Origin of the sequence: Chroogloeocystis siderophila 5.2 s.c.1, assembly GCF_001904655.1 — a bacterium.
Taxonomy (GTDB): Bacteria; Cyanobacteriota; Cyanobacteriia; order Cyanobacteriales; family Chroococcidiopsidaceae; genus Chroogloeocystis; species Chroogloeocystis siderophila.
This window is the reverse complement of sequence record NZ_MRCC01000016.1, coordinates 76,751-93,063: the sequence shown is the minus strand read 5'-3', so window position 1 is coordinate 93,063 and position 16,313 is coordinate 76,751. Positions and strand designations below refer to the sequence as shown.

The 16,313-nt window shown below is 42.5% G+C and carries 17 protein-coding genes; 13 read left to right on the top strand and 4 right to left on the bottom strand.

The genetic code is table 11. From position 1 onward, the window contains the following. Positions 1-43 precede the first annotated feature (43 nt). The 13 genes from NIES1031_RS18265 to NIES1031_RS18215 all read left to right on the top strand — a co-directional run bounded on the left by NIES1031_RS18265 (position 44) and on the right by NIES1031_RS18215 (position 13,703). Entirely contained in the window at positions 44-985 is a 942-nt protein-coding gene (locus NIES1031_RS18265) for a ferredoxin family protein (protein ID WP_073550921.1), read from the top strand. A gap of 2 nt (positions 986-987) precedes the next feature. Continuing rightward, entirely contained in the window at positions 988-1,977 is a 990-nt protein-coding gene (locus NIES1031_RS18260) for an ABC transporter substrate-binding protein (RefSeq protein ID WP_143167810.1), read from the top strand. Positions 1,978-2,214: 237 nt separating this feature from the next. Next, entirely contained in the window at positions 2,215-2,370 is a 156-nt protein-coding gene (locus tag NIES1031_RS25095; protein WP_218596851.1) for a hypothetical protein, read from the top strand. A 135-nt stretch (positions 2,371-2,505) separates the two neighbouring features. Then, positions 2,506-3,057 carry a hypothetical protein gene (locus NIES1031_RS25090; protein ID WP_218596850.1) on the top strand — a complete coding sequence of 184 codons (552 nt, stop codon included), beginning with the start codon at positions 2,506-2,508 and terminating at the stop codon, positions 3,055-3,057. Beyond that, on the top strand, positions 3,032-3,169 hold the full coding sequence (locus tag NIES1031_RS25085; protein ID WP_236738898.1) for a DUF4351 domain-containing protein: 138 nt from the start codon (positions 3,032-3,034) through the stop codon (positions 3,167-3,169). Before NIES1031_RS25090 ends, NIES1031_RS25085 begins: the two co-directional genes overlap by 26 nt. Positions 3,170-3,286: 117 nt before the next feature. After that, a complete protein-coding gene (locus NIES1031_RS18250; protein ID WP_073550920.1) occupies positions 3,287-4,264 on the top strand; it encodes a helix-turn-helix domain-containing protein in 978 nt (325 codons plus the stop codon). A 54-nt stretch (positions 4,265-4,318) separates the two neighbouring features. Continuing rightward, positions 4,319-4,528: a hypothetical protein gene (locus tag NIES1031_RS18245; RefSeq protein WP_073550919.1), complete on the top strand. Its 210-nt coding sequence runs from the start codon at positions 4,319-4,321 to the stop codon at positions 4,526-4,528. Beyond that, the gene (locus tag NIES1031_RS18240) at positions 4,509-4,889 is read left to right on the top strand and encodes a type II toxin-antitoxin system PemK/MazF family toxin (protein ID WP_407919506.1); all 381 of its coding nucleotides are present in this window, start codon (positions 4,509-4,511) and stop codon (positions 4,887-4,889) included. The genes NIES1031_RS18245 and NIES1031_RS18240 overlap by 20 nt, the downstream gene beginning before the upstream one ends. Positions 4,890-5,150: 261 nt before the next feature. Next, positions 5,151-7,754 carry a TonB-dependent receptor domain-containing protein gene (locus NIES1031_RS18235; protein ID WP_236738897.1) on the top strand — a complete coding sequence of 868 codons (2,604 nt, stop codon included), beginning with the start codon at positions 5,151-5,153 and terminating at the stop codon, positions 7,752-7,754. Between the two features lie 213 nt (positions 7,755-7,967). Next, on the top strand, positions 7,968-8,765 hold the full coding sequence (locus tag NIES1031_RS18230; RefSeq protein WP_143167807.1) for an ABC transporter substrate-binding protein: 798 nt from the start codon (positions 7,968-7,970) through the stop codon (positions 8,763-8,765). Positions 8,766-9,105: 340 nt separating this feature from the next. After that, the gene (locus NIES1031_RS18225; RefSeq protein ID WP_073550916.1) at positions 9,106-10,059 is read left to right on the top strand and encodes a helix-turn-helix transcriptional regulator; all 954 of its coding nucleotides are present in this window, start codon (positions 9,106-9,108) and stop codon (positions 10,057-10,059) included. A gap of 136 nt (positions 10,060-10,195) precedes the next feature. Beyond that, on the top strand, positions 10,196-12,700 hold the full coding sequence (locus NIES1031_RS18220) for a TonB-dependent receptor domain-containing protein (RefSeq protein ID WP_143167806.1): 2,505 nt from the start codon (positions 10,196-10,198) through the stop codon (positions 12,698-12,700). A gap of 40 nt (positions 12,701-12,740) precedes the next feature. Further along, positions 12,741-13,703 (top strand): ABC transporter substrate-binding protein, encoded by a 963-nt coding sequence (locus tag NIES1031_RS18215; RefSeq protein ID WP_073550915.1) that lies wholly within the window; start codon positions 12,741-12,743, stop codon positions 13,701-13,703. Between the two features lie 6 nt (positions 13,704-13,709). On the opposite strand, the gene NIES1031_RS18210 is transcribed toward NIES1031_RS18215, so the two are convergent. The 4 genes from NIES1031_RS18210 to NIES1031_RS18195 form a co-directional block, all read right to left on the bottom strand. Then, complete coding sequence (locus tag NIES1031_RS18210) at positions 13,710-14,228, bottom strand: CPBP family intramembrane glutamic endopeptidase (protein ID WP_407919509.1); 519 nt, start codon at positions 14,226-14,228, stop codon at positions 13,710-13,712. 65 nt (positions 14,229-14,293) lie between these two features. Beyond that, positions 14,294-15,358, bottom strand: coding sequence for a DUF3326 domain-containing protein (locus tag NIES1031_RS18205; protein WP_073550913.1), 1,065 nt, complete (start codon positions 15,356-15,358; stop codon positions 14,294-14,296). Positions 15,359-15,458: 100 nt separating this feature from the next. After that, positions 15,459-15,665, bottom strand: coding sequence for a hypothetical protein (locus NIES1031_RS18200; protein ID WP_073550912.1), 207 nt, complete (start codon positions 15,663-15,665; stop codon positions 15,459-15,461). A 39-nt stretch (positions 15,666-15,704) separates the two neighbouring features. After that, the gene (locus tag NIES1031_RS18195) at positions 15,705-16,031 is read right to left on the bottom strand and encodes a 2Fe-2S iron-sulfur cluster-binding protein (protein ID WP_015186572.1); all 327 of its coding nucleotides are present in this window, start codon (positions 16,029-16,031) and stop codon (positions 15,705-15,707) included. Positions 16,032-16,313: the final 282 nt, after the last annotated feature.

Here is a 16,313-nt window from a genome sequence, read left to right as displayed (position 1 = left end):
GACGTATCTAGGATAAGGATGCAATTGCGATGTGGTATTGGCTATGAAATTTTGTGCTGATGCGTCGCGTCAAGCGGGCGAAGATCCTATTGGTTGGGCAGGTTCGCATGAAATTTTTGTCCTGATTGAATGTCCGCCGCCTTGGAGTAATAACGAGTTTGAATCGAAAGCTGCGCCTGCAAATTTGAGTTCTTTTGCGGATGAACTTGATCAAGTTGAACCGTCGGCGAGGGTGTTATTGATTCATGGTGAGGTGCTACAACACCACACACGTTTAATAATGTTTCGCCAATCGGAACTTGCAAATGGCTATTGCAAACAAGAGGCGCAATTTTCAGATATTGATGCAGCGGTGCAGAATTTACCTAAATATTTAGCCGATTCCAATCTGGGTACTGATGCGACACCAATACGCGATATTTTAGTTTGTACGCATGGCAGTCACGATCGCTGCTGTGGAAAGTATGGCTATCCGTTTTATCGGCAAGCTTTGGCAATTGTACGCGATTTGGGTTTAGAAAATGTCCGCGTTTGGCAATCAAGTCATTTTGGCGGACATCGCTTCGCGCCTACAATCCTTGATTTTCCCGATGGACGTTGTTACGGAAGACTCACACCAGAAACTTTTCTGTCAATTTTGACGCGTCAGGGCGATATTCATGCGTTGAAAAATGTCTATCGCGGTTGGGGAATCCTTGCAGGTTCTGAGTACCCGATCGCATCCCAAGTCATGGAACGCGAATTGATGTTACAACACGGTTGGGATTGGTTTAATTGCAAAATTGCCTATCGTATTATTGAAGAAAGTGCAGATGCTGTCTTTAGTAGAGTTGAATTCACTGTTGTTAAGCCTGATGATTCAATACAATGCTATCAAGCTGATGTCGTAGAAGATGAAAGTCGGGCGCTTTACATCAGCGGAGATTGTGACGGTGAAGTTGAAAAACTACCACATCGCATTGTTAAAAATTTAGTAGAGGTTTGAATGTGTTAGGAGCGATCGCACATTACAGCCGACTAAAACTGATTGCATTGAGTATTCTTGCTTGCTTACTAGTGACGGCTTGTGGCACAATTCAACAAATTAATTCTTCTAATACTTACATAGCAGCAAACTGCCAAATTGTCAAGCATGATGTAGGTAAAACTGAAATCTGCGGTCAACCCGAAACAATTGCGGCGCTGAGTCCGCCACTACTCGATATTTTATTATCACTAGGGATACAACCCGCCGCATATGCGGAAGTCGATCTGTTACGCGATCGCATCTTCACTCGCCCCAGCGAACAAATTCCCTATTTAGGCAAGCGCGTCACAACTCAACCTGTTAATTTAGGCGATCGCAATAACCCATCTATAGAAACACTGCTGCAACTCAAACCTGACTTGATTTTAGGCGAAAATTACCTTGAAATCAACTACAAACTATATTCTAAAATCGCTCCAACGCTACTATATGAAGTACAAGGCGATCGCTGGCAACGAGTCATTTTGCAAATCGGTCAAGCTTTAGGACGCGGTTCTCAAGCACAGCAAACTGTTCTCAATCACAACCAACGACTTGCACAAATCAAAGCACAATTAGCACCTGCAATCGCACAGCAGAGAATCCTTGTTTTGGGCTTTGCCAACGAGATTTCTAGTTCGTTCTTATTTGATCGCAACGATTTTGTCTGCGGCTTACTCGCAGATTTAGGTTTTCAAGTTGTCAATCCTGAAGAAGAACGTAGTAGCGGTATCTTTTCGGTAGAAGTCTTACCGCAAATTGATACCGATGCAATTTTAGTGTTGCCTTCAGGAGAAAATACGATAGACAATGCTAAACGTCAGTGGAGTCAAAATCGAATTTTGCGATCGCTTCCAGTGTTTCAGAATCAAAAAGTCTACTTCATAGATTATCAAATCACGCGCATTCGCGGACCAATCGCCGCCGAAGTGTTTAGCAATCAAATGCAACAATTGCTGCAACCCAGTTAAAGATGCGATCGCGACTACTAGAGTTCTATTTTTAATGAATATAAAAATAATCTCAAGAGCTACTTTGCATTGCCAATGTGGTAACTATAGCCATGCCATTGGTTTTATTACCTTCCTCCCCCAGAGTCAAAAACCATAGACAGTTCTACACACTCTAGAGCAATGTCTATGACGGGCTACGCCTATGCTCTTCGTGGTAATTTAGCACTAATTACGAATAAAAAAACTTTGATATGAATGAGTGAGGAATTGTCAAGAGCCGATAATGATAGCCCGTGGAAAGAAGTTTTAGAAGCATACTTTCCGCAAGCAATGCAATTCTTCTTTCCCCAAACCGCAGCATTAATCGATTGGCAACGTCCTCACGAATTTCTCGATAAAGAATTTCAATAAATTGCTAGAGAAGCTGAACTTGGTAGACGATATGCCGATAAATTAGTCAAAGTTTGGCAACTTCAGGGACAAGAACTTTGGTTAATAGTTCACGTTGAAATTCAAGCCAAACCTGAAGAAAATTTTGCTGCTCGAATGTTTTCTTACAACCTGCGAATTTTTGATAGATTTGCGCAAGGAGCAATTAGTTTAGCAATTTTGTGTGATTCTGACTCAAATTGGCGACCAAATCAATACGGTTATAGCTATCCAGATTGTAGTCTCGATTTTAAATTTGGTATTGTCAAACTTTTAGATTATCAAAGTCAGCAGTGGCAAGACTTGGAAAATAGTGATAACCCTTTCGCTACAGTAGTGATGGCGCATTTAAAAACGCAGCAAACAACAAAAAAGCCGGGAGAGCGTAAAACCTGGAAATTCGGCTTGATTCGCCGCTTGTATGAATTAGGGTTGCCAGAAACTGATATTCGTAACCTATATCGATTTATTGATTGGGTTATGATTTTACCAAAAGGCTTGGAAGCAGAGTTTTGGCAGGATTTTAAACAGTTTGAGCAGGAGCAAACTATGAGTTACATTACCACAGGCGAGCGCATTTGGTTACGAACGAGGAAAACAGGAACAAGGACAAACTCTTGTTCTTCGACAACTACAAAGATGGGTGGGAGAGATACCACAAGAGGTTAGGGAGCAGATTCAAGCTCTTTCTTTGGAGCAGCTAGAAGCGTTGGGTGAAGCTTTGTTAGATTTTACTGCCTTTGAGGACTTGCGTGACTGGTTGGATTCAACCGAGTCTTAATTCATCATTTGCGATCGCAACGCGGTTGTCAAAGTTTTCCTCTTGACTCTGAATCGCAGAAAGCTGAGAATTAATCTCAACTAATAAGATAATGCGATCGCACCTAGTGGAAAAATTGTGACACTTACACTCTTGAGCGACGAATACGAGCAACTGTGGCAAGCTCGTCAGGAACACAATATCAAGGTTTGTCCGCAACAACTTGGTTGTGGTTACATCCGCACCCTCGACCTGCGGGGAATCGAACTGAGTATTTTTAATTATCAAGTACATGAAGATCTCAACGTGATCTTTGATTTTCTGCCTGGTGATTCTTGGCTAGAATTTGGATTTCAACTATTAGGAAACCGTAGCGGTAAGCGTGCAGGACAAAACTTTGTTACTTGGGGAACAACCTTAGAATCAGAAATTTGGGCAAGCGAAACATTAGCCTCTGAGCAAATTTTAAAAGTCGATCTTGGGTTAGAACCGTACAGACATCAACTAAAGAATTTCGTAACAGGAGACCTCAATCGATTTCCCAAAGAATTGCAACAGCTTCTTGAAGGAGATCCTTTGATTTGTTATGAAGAAATTAGTACGGTGACACCGGCAATGCGGCTTGCTGCGGAACAAATTTTGTACTGTCCTTACACAGGAACAACCGAACAAATTTATCTAGAAAGTAAATGTTTAGAATTGATTGCGCTCAAAATCGAACAATTAGCAGAAACCGAATTAAGCAGCACAAGTGATAGAATTCTCTTGAAGTCGGATGATATCGACAGGATTTATCATGCTAGAAAGATCATTGTTGACAATCTCGACAATCCACCTTCACTTTCAGAATTAGCAAAACAAGTCGAGTTGAACGAGTGTACTCTCAAGCGGGGTTTCCGACAAGTGTTTCATACAACTGTGTTTGGTTACTTGCATCAAATTAGGATGGAGCAAGCTTATCAATTATTAGTCGCAGGAGACGCTAACGTTACAGAGGCGGCTAAAGCAGTTGGCTACGCGAGTACAACATCGTTCAGTGCTGCATTTCGTAAAAAGTATGGTAAAAATCCTTGCGCGTATCGGCGATCGCATACTGAACAGGGTAATGTACAATAGTAGCTATAATCACGGTCGAAATATCCGTAAAACTAATTGAAGTTGATTGCATATATGGAAAGTTCACAACCAGCAACCGCAAAAATTGAACAGCAATCAAACGACATTTCTACATCCTCATTAGCTCAACGTCGTGCTTTTATGCGCTTATCGTTGAAGGAACGTTGTCTGATACTGCAAAGACAAGCAGAAGAAATGTATAAGCATTATCAAGAAGATACTGAATGGCAAGAACTAGAAGTGGGTGACATCGTTGACTTCTAATGTTCTTCCCAAACGTGGTGAAATATGGCTAGTTAATTTTGACCCTACGTTAGGCGCGGAGATTAAAAAGATTCGTCCGGCGGTCGTGATAAGTTCTGATGCTATTGGTAAACTACCGATTAAACTTATTGCACCTATTACAGACTGGAAATCTTATTTTGCATCAAATCTTTGGCACGTTAAAATTGAGCCGGATAGTCATAATGGCTTATCAAAAGTTTCTACAGTGGATGCTTTGCAATTACGCGGAGTAGACACCCAAAGATTCATCCGTAAGCTAGGATGTTTGTCTGAGATAACCATCGAAGAAATTACCATAGCGATCGCCGTAGTGATCGAGTATCAATTATCAGATGAATAGCTTCCTACTACCTGGACGTGTTTGGTGCTTACACTCTTTATGTTTGGAGTGCAAACATAGAAAATCAGGTTAACAAAAATTCCGTTTGGAAGCGAAAGTATTCCGTTTGAAAGAGATTCTCGGCTTTCAAAAGTATTTACTACTTGTGTAAAGTTTATTTCTAATTGCTAATTATTAGCAGTTGAGTAAGCTGTATGTCTTGTACTTAGCGCAAGGAAGGATGTTACAGCAATTGGCAGTGTGATTGTTTGTATGTGAGGCATGATGCGGCAGCAATATTTACTTCTTGTGTTAGGTATAAGTGTTATTCCAATATTAGTCACTCAAGCAGTTAGGGCAGAAGTAGAACTAGAAGAAACAAAGAATTCGCATCGTGTATCAGCACTTCAGCGCGATCGCACTCCAAAGCTAGCACAAGCAATTATTCAAGTTACATCTGTACAAGTTTACTCCACCAATACAGGCGTTGAAGTTGTTCTAGAAACTCCCGCAGGTTCGTTATCGGTTCCCACAACGCAAACTGTTGACAATACCCTAATTGCAGAAATTCCCAATGCTTTATTGACACTACCAGACGCTAATGAATTTCAAGCTACCAATCCTATAGAGGGAATTACAGAAGTTACGGTGAGAAACATCGCGCCAAACCGCATTCAAGTAACAATTACAGGCTTAGCAGCACCGCCCATAGCTGAGATAAGCACAGCAGAACAAGCATTAATTCTCAGCACAACCGCATCTGAGTTAGATGGCACAATAGCCGAGGAACCGATTGAGATTGTTGTCACAGCGACGCGAACCGAAGAAGAATTACAGAATGTACCGCGTAGCGTCACAGTAATTGAACGCGACCAAATTCAAGAAAAAGCGCGTTTTAGTCGAGATTTAGCAGATATTTTAACGCGATTAGTTCCTGGTGCAACGCAGCCAACAGGTCGTCCGAGTAACTTCACTTTACGCGGGCGTGATGCGTCGATTGTAATTGACGGTATTCCGCAAAATACGAACAACAATCGGACATTTACTGCACCGCTTGCCTCAATTGACCCCGAAGCGATTGAACGCATTGAAATCATTCGTGGTCCAAATGCAATTTATGGCGCACAAGCAACCGGAGGATTGATCAATATTATCACTCGTAGACCAACTGAAGATCGGTTGACTTCGACAGTAGAACTAGGGACAACCGCAGCGGCTGGTGGGGGAAACTCGTTTTTAGTAGGTGATAGTTTTGGTTATAATCTGCAATACTCAATTTCGGGTACAGAAGGTGCAGTTGACTGGTTAGGTAGCCTCTCCTCAACTTGGACAGGAGGCTTTTTTGATGCCCAAGGCGATCGCGTCGGTAATAATTTCGGCTTGGATGATACCAATACTTTTGATGGATTGGTCAAACTCGGAGTCAACTTAGACGAACAACAACGCCTACAACTCACATTTAATCACTACAATTTAAGCCAAGATTCCGATTTCATCTCGGATGAGAGCATTGCAGACATTCCAGGAATCCAAACGGCACGTTTACGCAGACTGGCACCAGGAACAACCGTCATCGGTTCAGATGCGGGATATTTCTTCACTACGACAAACACAACACTCAGCTATTCACACGAAAATCTTCTAGGTAGTCGAGTCCAAAGTCAGTTATTCTATCGTCTGTTTAAAAATGGTGGTGGTATTCCCTATGATGAACGACCTTTTGGTGGCACCATCATTAGCAATTCTAGAGGAAAAACCGAACAGTGGGGCGGGCGAGTACAAATTGAAACGCCGTTTAATTCTGAACGGACAGCAAGTTTACTTTGGGGTGTGGATTACATCCGTGAGGATATCTCGCAGAACTTTGAAATTTTTGACCCAGAAGAACTTGATGCGAGTGGTGGATTGATTTACCGCAAAGTTGACGAGGCATTATTTATGCCGCCTTATACACTCGATGACTTGGGAATCTTTGCACAATTACAATGGCAAATTGGCGATCGCCTTACGCTCAATAGCGGCGCACGTTATGTAAATTTGACGATCAATACCGAAGACTATACCACGTTTGATGACGGTAGAGATGTCGAAGGTGGAACCCTCAACACCGATGATGTTGTGTTTAATGCGGGGGCAGTATATAATTTTACAGATGAACTTAGCGTTTTTGCTAGCTTTGCGCAAGGTTTCTCTCTTCCAGATGTTGGTCGCATTCTCCGCCGTCCACCCGAAGGTTTTACAAGTTTAGAAGCAGATCTCGATATCACTTCACCGCAGAAGGTAGATAACTACGAACTCGGAATTCGCGGCGTGTGGAATTCGCTACAAGTATCGCTGGCAGGATTCTACAATTACTCAAGTCTAGGATTAGACCTTGTACCACTTCCAGGCTTACAAGGAGGAGCATACCGCATTGTTCGCGCTCCGCAACGAGTTTATGGTGTAGAAGCAACAATCGATTGGCAAGCTGATCAAAACTGGCGTTTGGGTGGAAGTGCGTCTTGGCAAGAAGGAGAAAACGACGAAGATGAAAATGGTGAGTTTTTAGCCTTAAACAGCACCGTGATTGCTCCCCTCAAGCTTACCACGTATGTAGAACATGAAACTCTACCAGGCTGGCGCAATCGCTTACAGTTGCTTTATTCAGGAAACCGAAGTCGTGCGTTTGAAGATGACGTTGAAGGCGCAGCGATTGAGAGTTATGTCACTGTTGATTACTTTAGTAGTATTAGTCTATTCGGAGGTGAATTATTGATTGGTGTTCAGAATTTATTCAATGCCGACTATTTTCCGGTGTTTTCGCAATATTTTGCTCCTATCTACGATCCCCTTAACTATAAAGGACAAGGCAGAACAATCAGTGCTAGTTATCGGATCACTTTCTAATATTAAGTTGCTTTCGGATGATTGGTAACTGGTAATTGGTAATGGGTAATTTTTAATCAGTATTGTCGCATTGTGCAGATTTCTAAAAATATAAATAAATCACTGCAATCATTTTTTCTAGCAATTCTATTGATTGTTTGGATTGTAGCTTGCCAAGGTAAGAGTAACCTGAACAATGAGTCACCAAGCGATTGCCGCATTATACAGCACGCAATGGGCGAAACTTGCGTTCCACTCAATCCACAACGAGTCATTGCCCTCAGCTTGGTAGATAATGTTATCGCATTGGGCATCAAGCCAATCGGGGCAACATTTATCGAAACGGGTATTGACTCGCTACTCCCACAAACAACCCAAATCGCGAATATCGGTACGCGCACTCAGCCTAACTTAGAGAGTATCTTACGCCTCAAACCCGATCTGATTTTAGGCTTGGATTGGAATGAGGTTTCTTACACGCAACTATCACAAATTGCGCCTACGGTTTTAGTCGAAAGTGGCGATACTTTGGATTGGAAACGGTGGTTTAAAGTTTATGCTGAAGCGTTAGGGAAAACGCAGGAAGCTGATAAAATTATGGCTGCGTATCAGCAGCGAATTGCTGATTTACAGAAACAATTGGGGAATCGCCTATCAACAACGCAAGTATCAGTAGTTAGCTTTTGGGCGGATACGGCTCGAATCTACTTAAAGCAATCTTTCAGCGGACAGATTATCAATGATGTTGGTTTATCACGTCCTGATGCACAAAATAAGCAAACAGTCAATGAAAATTTATCTTTAGAACTGATTCCGCAAATGGACGGTGATGTGATGTTTTTGATGGCAGATTCTTCAGCATCCAAACTAACTGAATTTACCAATCATCCTTTGTGGTCGCAACTCAAAGTTGTTCAGCAACGCCGAGTTTATGAAGTTGATGGCGAAGCCTGGATTTCGCAGTGGACAACGGTAGCAGCTAATCGAGTGTTGGATGACTTGTACAACTATTTGATTGATGAGTGGAAGTAACTAGCTGTAGGTTGAGTTAGGCGATCGCCACTAGCATTAACCATAAAAAATATCGGTTGTATCAAGATAATATAAAACAAGATCCATAAAAGTTAGTCATTATGGCAACCCAACTAGAGCAAACCAAAGCGATACAACTGGTGATATCTTGGGAAGCGTTGCCCGACAACTTTCAACTAATTGAGCCGAATAATTTACCTGCAAACTAACATCGCTTCTTTGCGGCTTTGATACTGTATTCGCTTGAGCAAAAACTTGACTCTTTTTCCTTGATAAATAAGAATAAGTTTCATTTAGCTGAAACTAAGTTTATTTGTTGAGGATATAAAAGGAGCAACGCGTGACAATTACCCTTTCAAACAGGGAGTATGATGAATTGTGGCGCAACAGTCACGGTCTAGAATCAGATTTTGAAACCATAGAAAAATGCCCTCAGCAATTGGGTAATGGTCATCAAAGATGGATTTTTCTCAATGGAATTGATTTGTTGATTCATGATTACGAATTTCGTGATGATCTTGCGATCACACTCCATGAAGATCCAGGCTGTATCGAATTTGGGTTTCAGATGTTGGGTAATCACCAGTGTCGCGATCGCACTCGCAGTAGCAGACAAAATTTTGTCGAGTGGGGTACTGTAAAAAATGCGATCGCTCAAAAATCCGCAGGAAGAATTTTGCAAGTTGACATTCATCTCGATTCGCCTGAACTCCTACAATACTTTTGTACCTCTGAATCATCCTTACCTTTAGCCATACAACAGCTAATCACGGGTAATGAACAGCCATACAACCATATCGGTAGCATCACGCCAGAGATGAAGTTGGTGCTTGAGCAGATTCTTAACTGTCCCTATCAAGGTGCAACAAAGCAAATGTATCTTGGGGCAAAATGTTTAGAACTGATTGCAATGAAGATTGCGCAACTGAGTGAAGTTAACCGTAAAACTTACCCGCGCTTAAGCCGTAGCGAAATTGACCAAATTCAGCAAGCAAAAGACATTATTAGCCAAAATCTATGCAATCCACCTTCATTACTCTCGTTAGCACGGCAAGTTGGTTTAAACGACTGCACCTTAAAACGTGGATTTCGTCAAGTTTTTGGTACAAGTGTTTTTGGTTATTTACACGATCGCCGCATGGAATACGCGCGTAAACTTTTAGAAGAACAAGCAATGACCATTACAGGGGTCGCAGCGATGGTTGGTTACGCTAATCGCGGACATTTCGCGGCGGCGTTTCGTAAAAAGTTTGGCGTCACTCCGAGTCATTACTTATCACACCGTCGAGTTTAAAGAATTCCGTTTTGGGATCTAATCATTCCGGCTTTGAGTCGCATCACTTCGCAATTCCCTTTAATATTTTGATTTGGACTAATTAAGAAAGTTTTTCAACTTATATCAAGTTCAGTCAATTTGTGGGAAGGGAGTGATGGAGCGATCGCATTTTCTATTTTTAACAATAGTCAGTATTGTATCGGTCATTGGCACGCAGTCGGTTCGTGCGCAAGAATTACCAACAGTACAGCAAACTGCGAATACAGCTACTCAGTGGTTAGCACAATTGCAACCAGCGGTTACACAAGTTACAAACGTTGAGGTTAGTGCGACTTCTGAAGGCTTGGAGATAGTTTTGCAAACTCCAACAGGTGAAATATCACTTCCCACAATCTCAGTTATTGATAATACTTTAATTGCAGATATTCCTAACGCTATTTTAGTTCTTCCCGATGCCGAACAATTTCAAGCGACTAACCCGACGACAGGTATCACATCAGTTTCAGTCACAAATCTAGAAAATAACCAGATTCGAGTTACGATTTCTGGCGAGACAACTGCACCCGTGGCAAAAGTAAGTAGCGTAGCCCAAGCACTTACACTCAGCGTTACTTCTAATATTGATACCGCAGATGAACCAATCGAGATCATTGTTACTGCAACACGTACCGCCGAAGCTGTGCAAAATGTACCACGGTCAGTAACAATTATTAATCGCGACCAAATTGAGCAACAAACCGCGTTACGCAGAGATTTACAAGATATTTTGGCACAAACAGTACCAGGTTTAGGCGATGTTTCTCCTGATGGTAATACATTTTCGCAACAATTACGCGGTCGGCGGGTGCAAATATTAATTGATGGCGTTCCAATTAAATCGAATCTTTCAACGGTACAAGCAAGAGATTATCGCAGTATTTCGCCCGATGCGATCGAAAGAATTGAGGTTTTACGAGGACCAACCGCGATTTATGGAGATGGTGTAACAGGTGGAGTTATCAATATTATTACTCGTCAAGCTAGCGTAGAGCAATTTACTTCAACTGCTGAAATCGGCATTGATGCGGCTGCGAACGGAGGAAACTCATTTTTAACCGGAGACAGTTTCGGTAACTATTTAGAATACGGCTTTTCAGGAAATGAAAGAATTGTTGACTTCGCGTTCAACATCTCGCGTAACGATGTTGGTGGCTTTTTTGATGCAGAAGGCGATCGCATTCCCTTTGAAAGCATCGCAGATACAGAAATTTTTAATGTATTTGGTAAAGTAGGAGTCAACTTAAATTCTCAACAGCGTTTGCAAGTTTCACTCAATCACTACAACGAAAGTGAGAATAGCACAGTTAGACCTGATGAAAGCATTCTTGATATTCCAGGAATTCAAAAAGCACGGGGCATTATCGTTCCAGATGTCGAATTTATTGGCGTTCCTGGGCGCGGTAATCGTAACACAGTAGCAAGTTTCAACTATACCAATGATGCTTTTTTCGGTAGCCAGTTACAAGGGCAATTATACTACCGCTCGAACTTGCGTAGCTCAGATGCATTTGACTTTCGAGATTTTGGCGATTTGATTCAGCAACAGCAGTTTGACAAAGAACAGTGGGGCGTACGACTTCAGATGCAAACACCCCTATCACAAACGGCAAGTATACTGTGGGGTGCAGACTACGCGAACGAAAATATCCAACTTAATTATAGTTTTGGTGATGAGGCTGAGTTTGATATTACTCAAGGACGGGTGTTTCGTCGCGTAGGTAGAATATCAATTCCATACAATTTTAGTAACTTAGGATTATTTGCACAACTGCAATGGGACGTGAATGACCGTTGGTTAGTCAGTGGTGGTGCTAGGTATGAGCAATTTAACTTTAGTGTGGATAATTTTCAAACTGCTTTTATCCCTTATCGCAATATCGCAGGCGGCGATCTCAGTTTTGACGATCTAGCTTTGAATCTTGGTAGTTTATATCGCGTTACCGACACAGTAAGTTTGTTTGCTAATTTTGCACAAGGTTTTTCTGCACCTGATTTCGGGCGTTTGCTACAAGGTTTACCGGATGAGTTAACTTCGATTGAAGATGATGTCAATGTGACACAACCGCAGAAAGTGAATAATTACGAGATTGGAGTTCGCGGCGAATGGACGAATGTACAAGTATCGCTAGCTGGTTTCTACAACAATTCAGAATTGGGAACGCGATTAATACCTGGTGCGGTACTTGCAGAAATTGTCCGCGCACCAGAACGCATTTATGGTGTTGAAGCTACAGTAGATTGGCAACCAGGAGGAAATTGGCAACTTGGCAGTACAGTAACTTGGCAAGAAGGTGAATTTGAAGAAGATGACGAATTTTTAGCAATTACCAGCGAACGTATCTCACCGTTAAAACTCACCGCATACGTTGAACACGAAACTTTACCAGGTTGGAGTAATCGATTACAGTTACTCTTGATCGGCGATCGCACCCGCGCCTTTAACGCTGGAACCGAAGAAGTCCCCATCTCTGGCTACGTCACGTTAGATTACATCGGTAGCATTCAACTTGGACCAGGAACCCTTAGTATTGGCATTGAAAACCTCTTAAACGAACAATATCTACCTGTGGCTTCTACGAACCAGACAATATCGCCGCCAGAGGACGCACCCTGCGAGTAGGCTATCGCGTGACTTGGTAAAGCTTCAATATCTCCAACAAATGTACAAGTTTTTCCTAAGCATTCTACTGTTGTGCTGTTTTACATCCGCCTGCGATCGCACTTCTACTCCTCTTGTTCACACCACTAAAACATCCGTTTGTCAAGATATACAGCACGAATTTGGTCAAACCCAAATTTGCGAAACTCCCCAGCGCATCATCGCCCTCGATCCGCGATCGCTGGACTTATTACTTTCGCTTGCCATTCAACCCGTAGGCTATGCTGAAGATGCCAGAGCTTTAATCGGTACTCCCCAATTTGGCACAATGGTTGATGTTAAATATCTAGGCGATCGCATCACCAGTCATCCAATTCATGTTGGTACTCAGCAATCACCTTCACAAGAAACTGTACTACGACTGAAACCCGATTTAATCCTTGTCGGCTACAGCGGCGAACAAGCGCTGTATCGCAATTTTTCCCAGATTGCCCCAACACTACCTTTGGCACAAAGCAATCGCCACTGGCAAGACGATTTATTAACGCTTAGTCAAGTTATGAATCGCGAACAACAAGCACAACAGGTTATTCAAGACCACAATCAAAGAATTGCCAACGCCAGAGTAAAATTGAAGACTGTAGCAACAAAGATATTACTCTTATCAATCTCTGGATTAGACAGTATTGAAGTATTTACCGAACAGACCTTTGCAGGTAATCTCCTTGAAGATCTCGGATTTGAGTTAGTGCTTCCCACACTACCTGTGCGCTACGGTGCAATACCCATTTCCCTAGAAATTTTACCGCAGCTAGATGCAGAAATTATCATTGTGATGGCAAGTGCAGATAGTACAGTTTCACAGATCCAGAAGCTTTGGGAACAAACCCCTGTATTGCGATCGCTTCCGGTTTATCAAGCAAATCAAGTGTATTTTGTGGACTATCATCTCTGGAGTCGCATTACAGGACCCATTGCAACTGAGTTGCTCGTTGAGCAACTCCAGCAATTACTAGATGTATAATCGCATCTACCGCGAGTGTTCCCACTTCCAAAAGTAACTAGAAACTAAGTTAGTTAGGATGTGTGCCACAATGGGCACAAGTAGATTGCCTGTGTATAAGGCACTACAACCTAATAAGAATCCTACAGCCGTTGCCCAAACGACATAAGGCCATTGCTGAGTAGAACTCATGTGGAGAACGCCAAAACAGATACTCGACACAATCACAGCGGTGATATTGAAGCCGAATGCAGGCAACATGACACCGCGAAACAATAATTCTTCGCTAAGTCCTGGAAGTAGCCCGATCCAAATTAAATCTGCCCAGTGCAAAGGTTTGAGAACCAATTCCAGGTAAAAATCAGCACTACGACGATATGCTGACCAAATGCGGTAGACAACCCAACTGGCGATCGCAATGATCAACGCGACACTTAATCCTCCAGCGATCGCCATTGATGTCAGGTGAACAGGCAATAAGGCAAAATTACCAAATTGCAACCATAGCTTGGCAATAACTAGTAACAACAATGCAGTAACACCCATGCCAATTAAAATCTGGGTACGCGACAACGGCTGAATGTTGGGTTCAAAATCTTGGTCGGTCACTGTCAGTTAGGATTCAGGCGATTGAGGGATGAAATATGAGGGTTAAGCGCCGTGGGTGTAATTCCTGCCTTATGCGTGGCTAATACACCAATTGCTTCTAAGTAAGAGTTTACCTGTACTACTTTAATACCCAATGGTTCTGGCGGAACATAAAGTTTCGTGTGATTTTCTTGTACTGTAATAATTTGTACGCTTTCTTGACTAAAACTTAAAACTGTGGCGCCTCCGCAAGCCGTTGCCGGAATGACAACAGCATCAACTTGATTTGCCCAGATATCGTGTGGTGATGATTGCTGCTGATTAGTCACAAACTGCGGGGCGCGACTTAAACCCACAAGGACACTAGGTAAGAATGTATACCCAATTTCCTCCGCAGCAGAACGTGGTGATATGTCAGGATCGAGCGGTAACGGTAACAAAGCTGGTGCGTGTGCGCAAGGAACTTGAAATTCGCGGACAACTAAATGACTGATGACAGCTTCAGCACCTGCAAGCGGGTCAACGCCTTGACCGTGACGATATTGCTGTAATGCAGGACTATCCATATCATCGGGAAAACGCGCAACAACCGCGATCGCATCTACTCTCACTTTATTAATTAAAGTCTCTGCCGCTCGTAGTAAAGTTCCAGGATTTTGAATCGTTCCCCAACTCACACCAGAATTCGATGTACGTAATTGTACGCCTATAGCTGCATCAGTGATAACATAGTCACGCAAGTTCAATCCTAACGTAGCGCGGGTAGCATCAGCTGCTTGCAGTTGCCGTAATTGCAAGTCTGGTTCAATACCCTGGTCTAAAATGAGACCGATTCGGTTTTGATGAACAGGACGTAAACCCCAGCTTCCAGAAGCAAATTGATCGAGTCCATAGCCTTCTACGTAGAAAACATTAGGTAAAGACCAATACAACTGCGCGCCATTGAGAACATTCGGGTGAGTAATCAGGCGATCCGCGACAGATGCGATCGCCCTAGCAACTGGCATTGCGTCTCCGGCATATCCGCCAATTGCGGCTCCGATACCAGTTGGTACAATTAAGATAACGGTGTAAGGAAGCTGGTTCACTTGAATTTAGAGAGATCAAAGGTCTGAAGTCAGGGGTCAGGGATGTGAAATGGGACACGAAGATAGTTCAATTCATACACTCTAAACCCTTAAATTGAGTTTAAATTCTTTTCTCTGACCTCTGATCCCTGACCTCTCCAAGTGTAACAACAGCTTCAACAGTCGCTGTTTGTTGTTGGAGATCTAGCGCTGTAATTGCCCAGCGTAGTGGTTTCCCAGATAGCTGTAGTTCAGCCTCAATAACCTTGGGAAGCATTGCAGGAGAATCCTGAAACTTAATTTCAGTGGTAATAAAGTGTGTTTTCATACCGCTTGTTAACTCTTATGCAAAGACGACAAGGTAACTTTAGCTACGTTGAAATTGACCAAACTGTAAGTCGTAGACTTCATCTTCCTTCTCGGTTTCGATCTTCAAATTGGATCGCGGGTAGGAAACACATAGTAAGGCGTAACCTTTTTGCTGGAGTTCAGGACTAAGACCCATGCCATCACTCTGTTCTACAGTACCTTCAAGCAGCAAAGCTGCACAAGTTGTACAAACACCAGCATTGCAGGAACTAGGTAAATCTAAGCCAGCAGCACTCGCAGCACGTAAAATAATTTTGTCTTCGGGAACTTCAATCGTATGAGTTTGACCTTGATGCTGAATTTGAACCGTATAAGTTTGAGGCATAAACTAAAAACCGTTTTACTAAACTGCCGAGTTAAATGCAGTCTTGGATTGTGATTAATCACTAACAAGTAATTGTATCTTGGGGAGTCAGGGATCTGAGGTCGGGGACTAGGGGAAGCAGCAAAACTTATGTATCAAACGATGTATCAGGCTTATCTATCACATCTGCTGTCTACCAATATTTCTTTTATTTCTTTGACACCTATGGGCAAGGCAATGCCTTGCCCATCTGACCTCTACAATCTCACAGACCGTATCATTGTCAACTGTAATTGTAGTCAT

Coding starts and splice junctions, on each gene's coding strand:
- NIES1031_RS18210 (WP_407919509.1), bottom strand. CDS start 14,228: ATGGGTGTTACTGCATTGTTGTTACTAGTTATTGCCAAGCTATGGTTG.
- NIES1031_RS18245 (WP_073550919.1), top strand. CDS start 4,319: ATGGAAAGTTCACAACCAGCAACCGCAAAAATTGAACAGCAATCAAAC.
- NIES1031_RS18230 (WP_143167807.1), top strand. CDS start 7,968: ATGGGCGAAACTTGCGTTCCACTCAATCCACAACGAGTCATTGCCCTC.
- NIES1031_RS18220 (WP_143167806.1), top strand. CDS start 10,196: ATGGAGCGATCGCATTTTCTATTTTTAACAATAGTCAGTATTGTATCG.
- NIES1031_RS18215 (WP_073550915.1), top strand. CDS start 12,741: ATGTACAAGTTTTTCCTAAGCATTCTACTGTTGTGCTGTTTTACATCC.
- NIES1031_RS18195 (WP_015186572.1), bottom strand. CDS start 16,031: ATGCCTCAAACTTATACGGTTCAAATTCAGCATCAAGGTCAAACTCAT.
- NIES1031_RS25090 (WP_218596850.1), top strand. CDS start 2,506: ATGTTTTCTTACAACCTGCGAATTTTTGATAGATTTGCGCAAGGAGCA.
- NIES1031_RS18265 (WP_073550921.1), top strand. CDS start 44: ATGAAATTTTGTGCTGATGCGTCGCGTCAAGCGGGCGAAGATCCTATT.
- NIES1031_RS25095 (WP_218596851.1), top strand. CDS start 2,215: ATGAGTGAGGAATTGTCAAGAGCCGATAATGATAGCCCGTGGAAAGAA.
- NIES1031_RS18235 (WP_236738897.1), top strand. CDS start 5,151: ATGATGCGGCAGCAATATTTACTTCTTGTGTTAGGTATAAGTGTTATT.
- NIES1031_RS18200 (WP_073550912.1), bottom strand. CDS start 15,665: ATGAAAACACACTTTATTACCACTGAAATTAAGTTTCAGGATTCTCCT.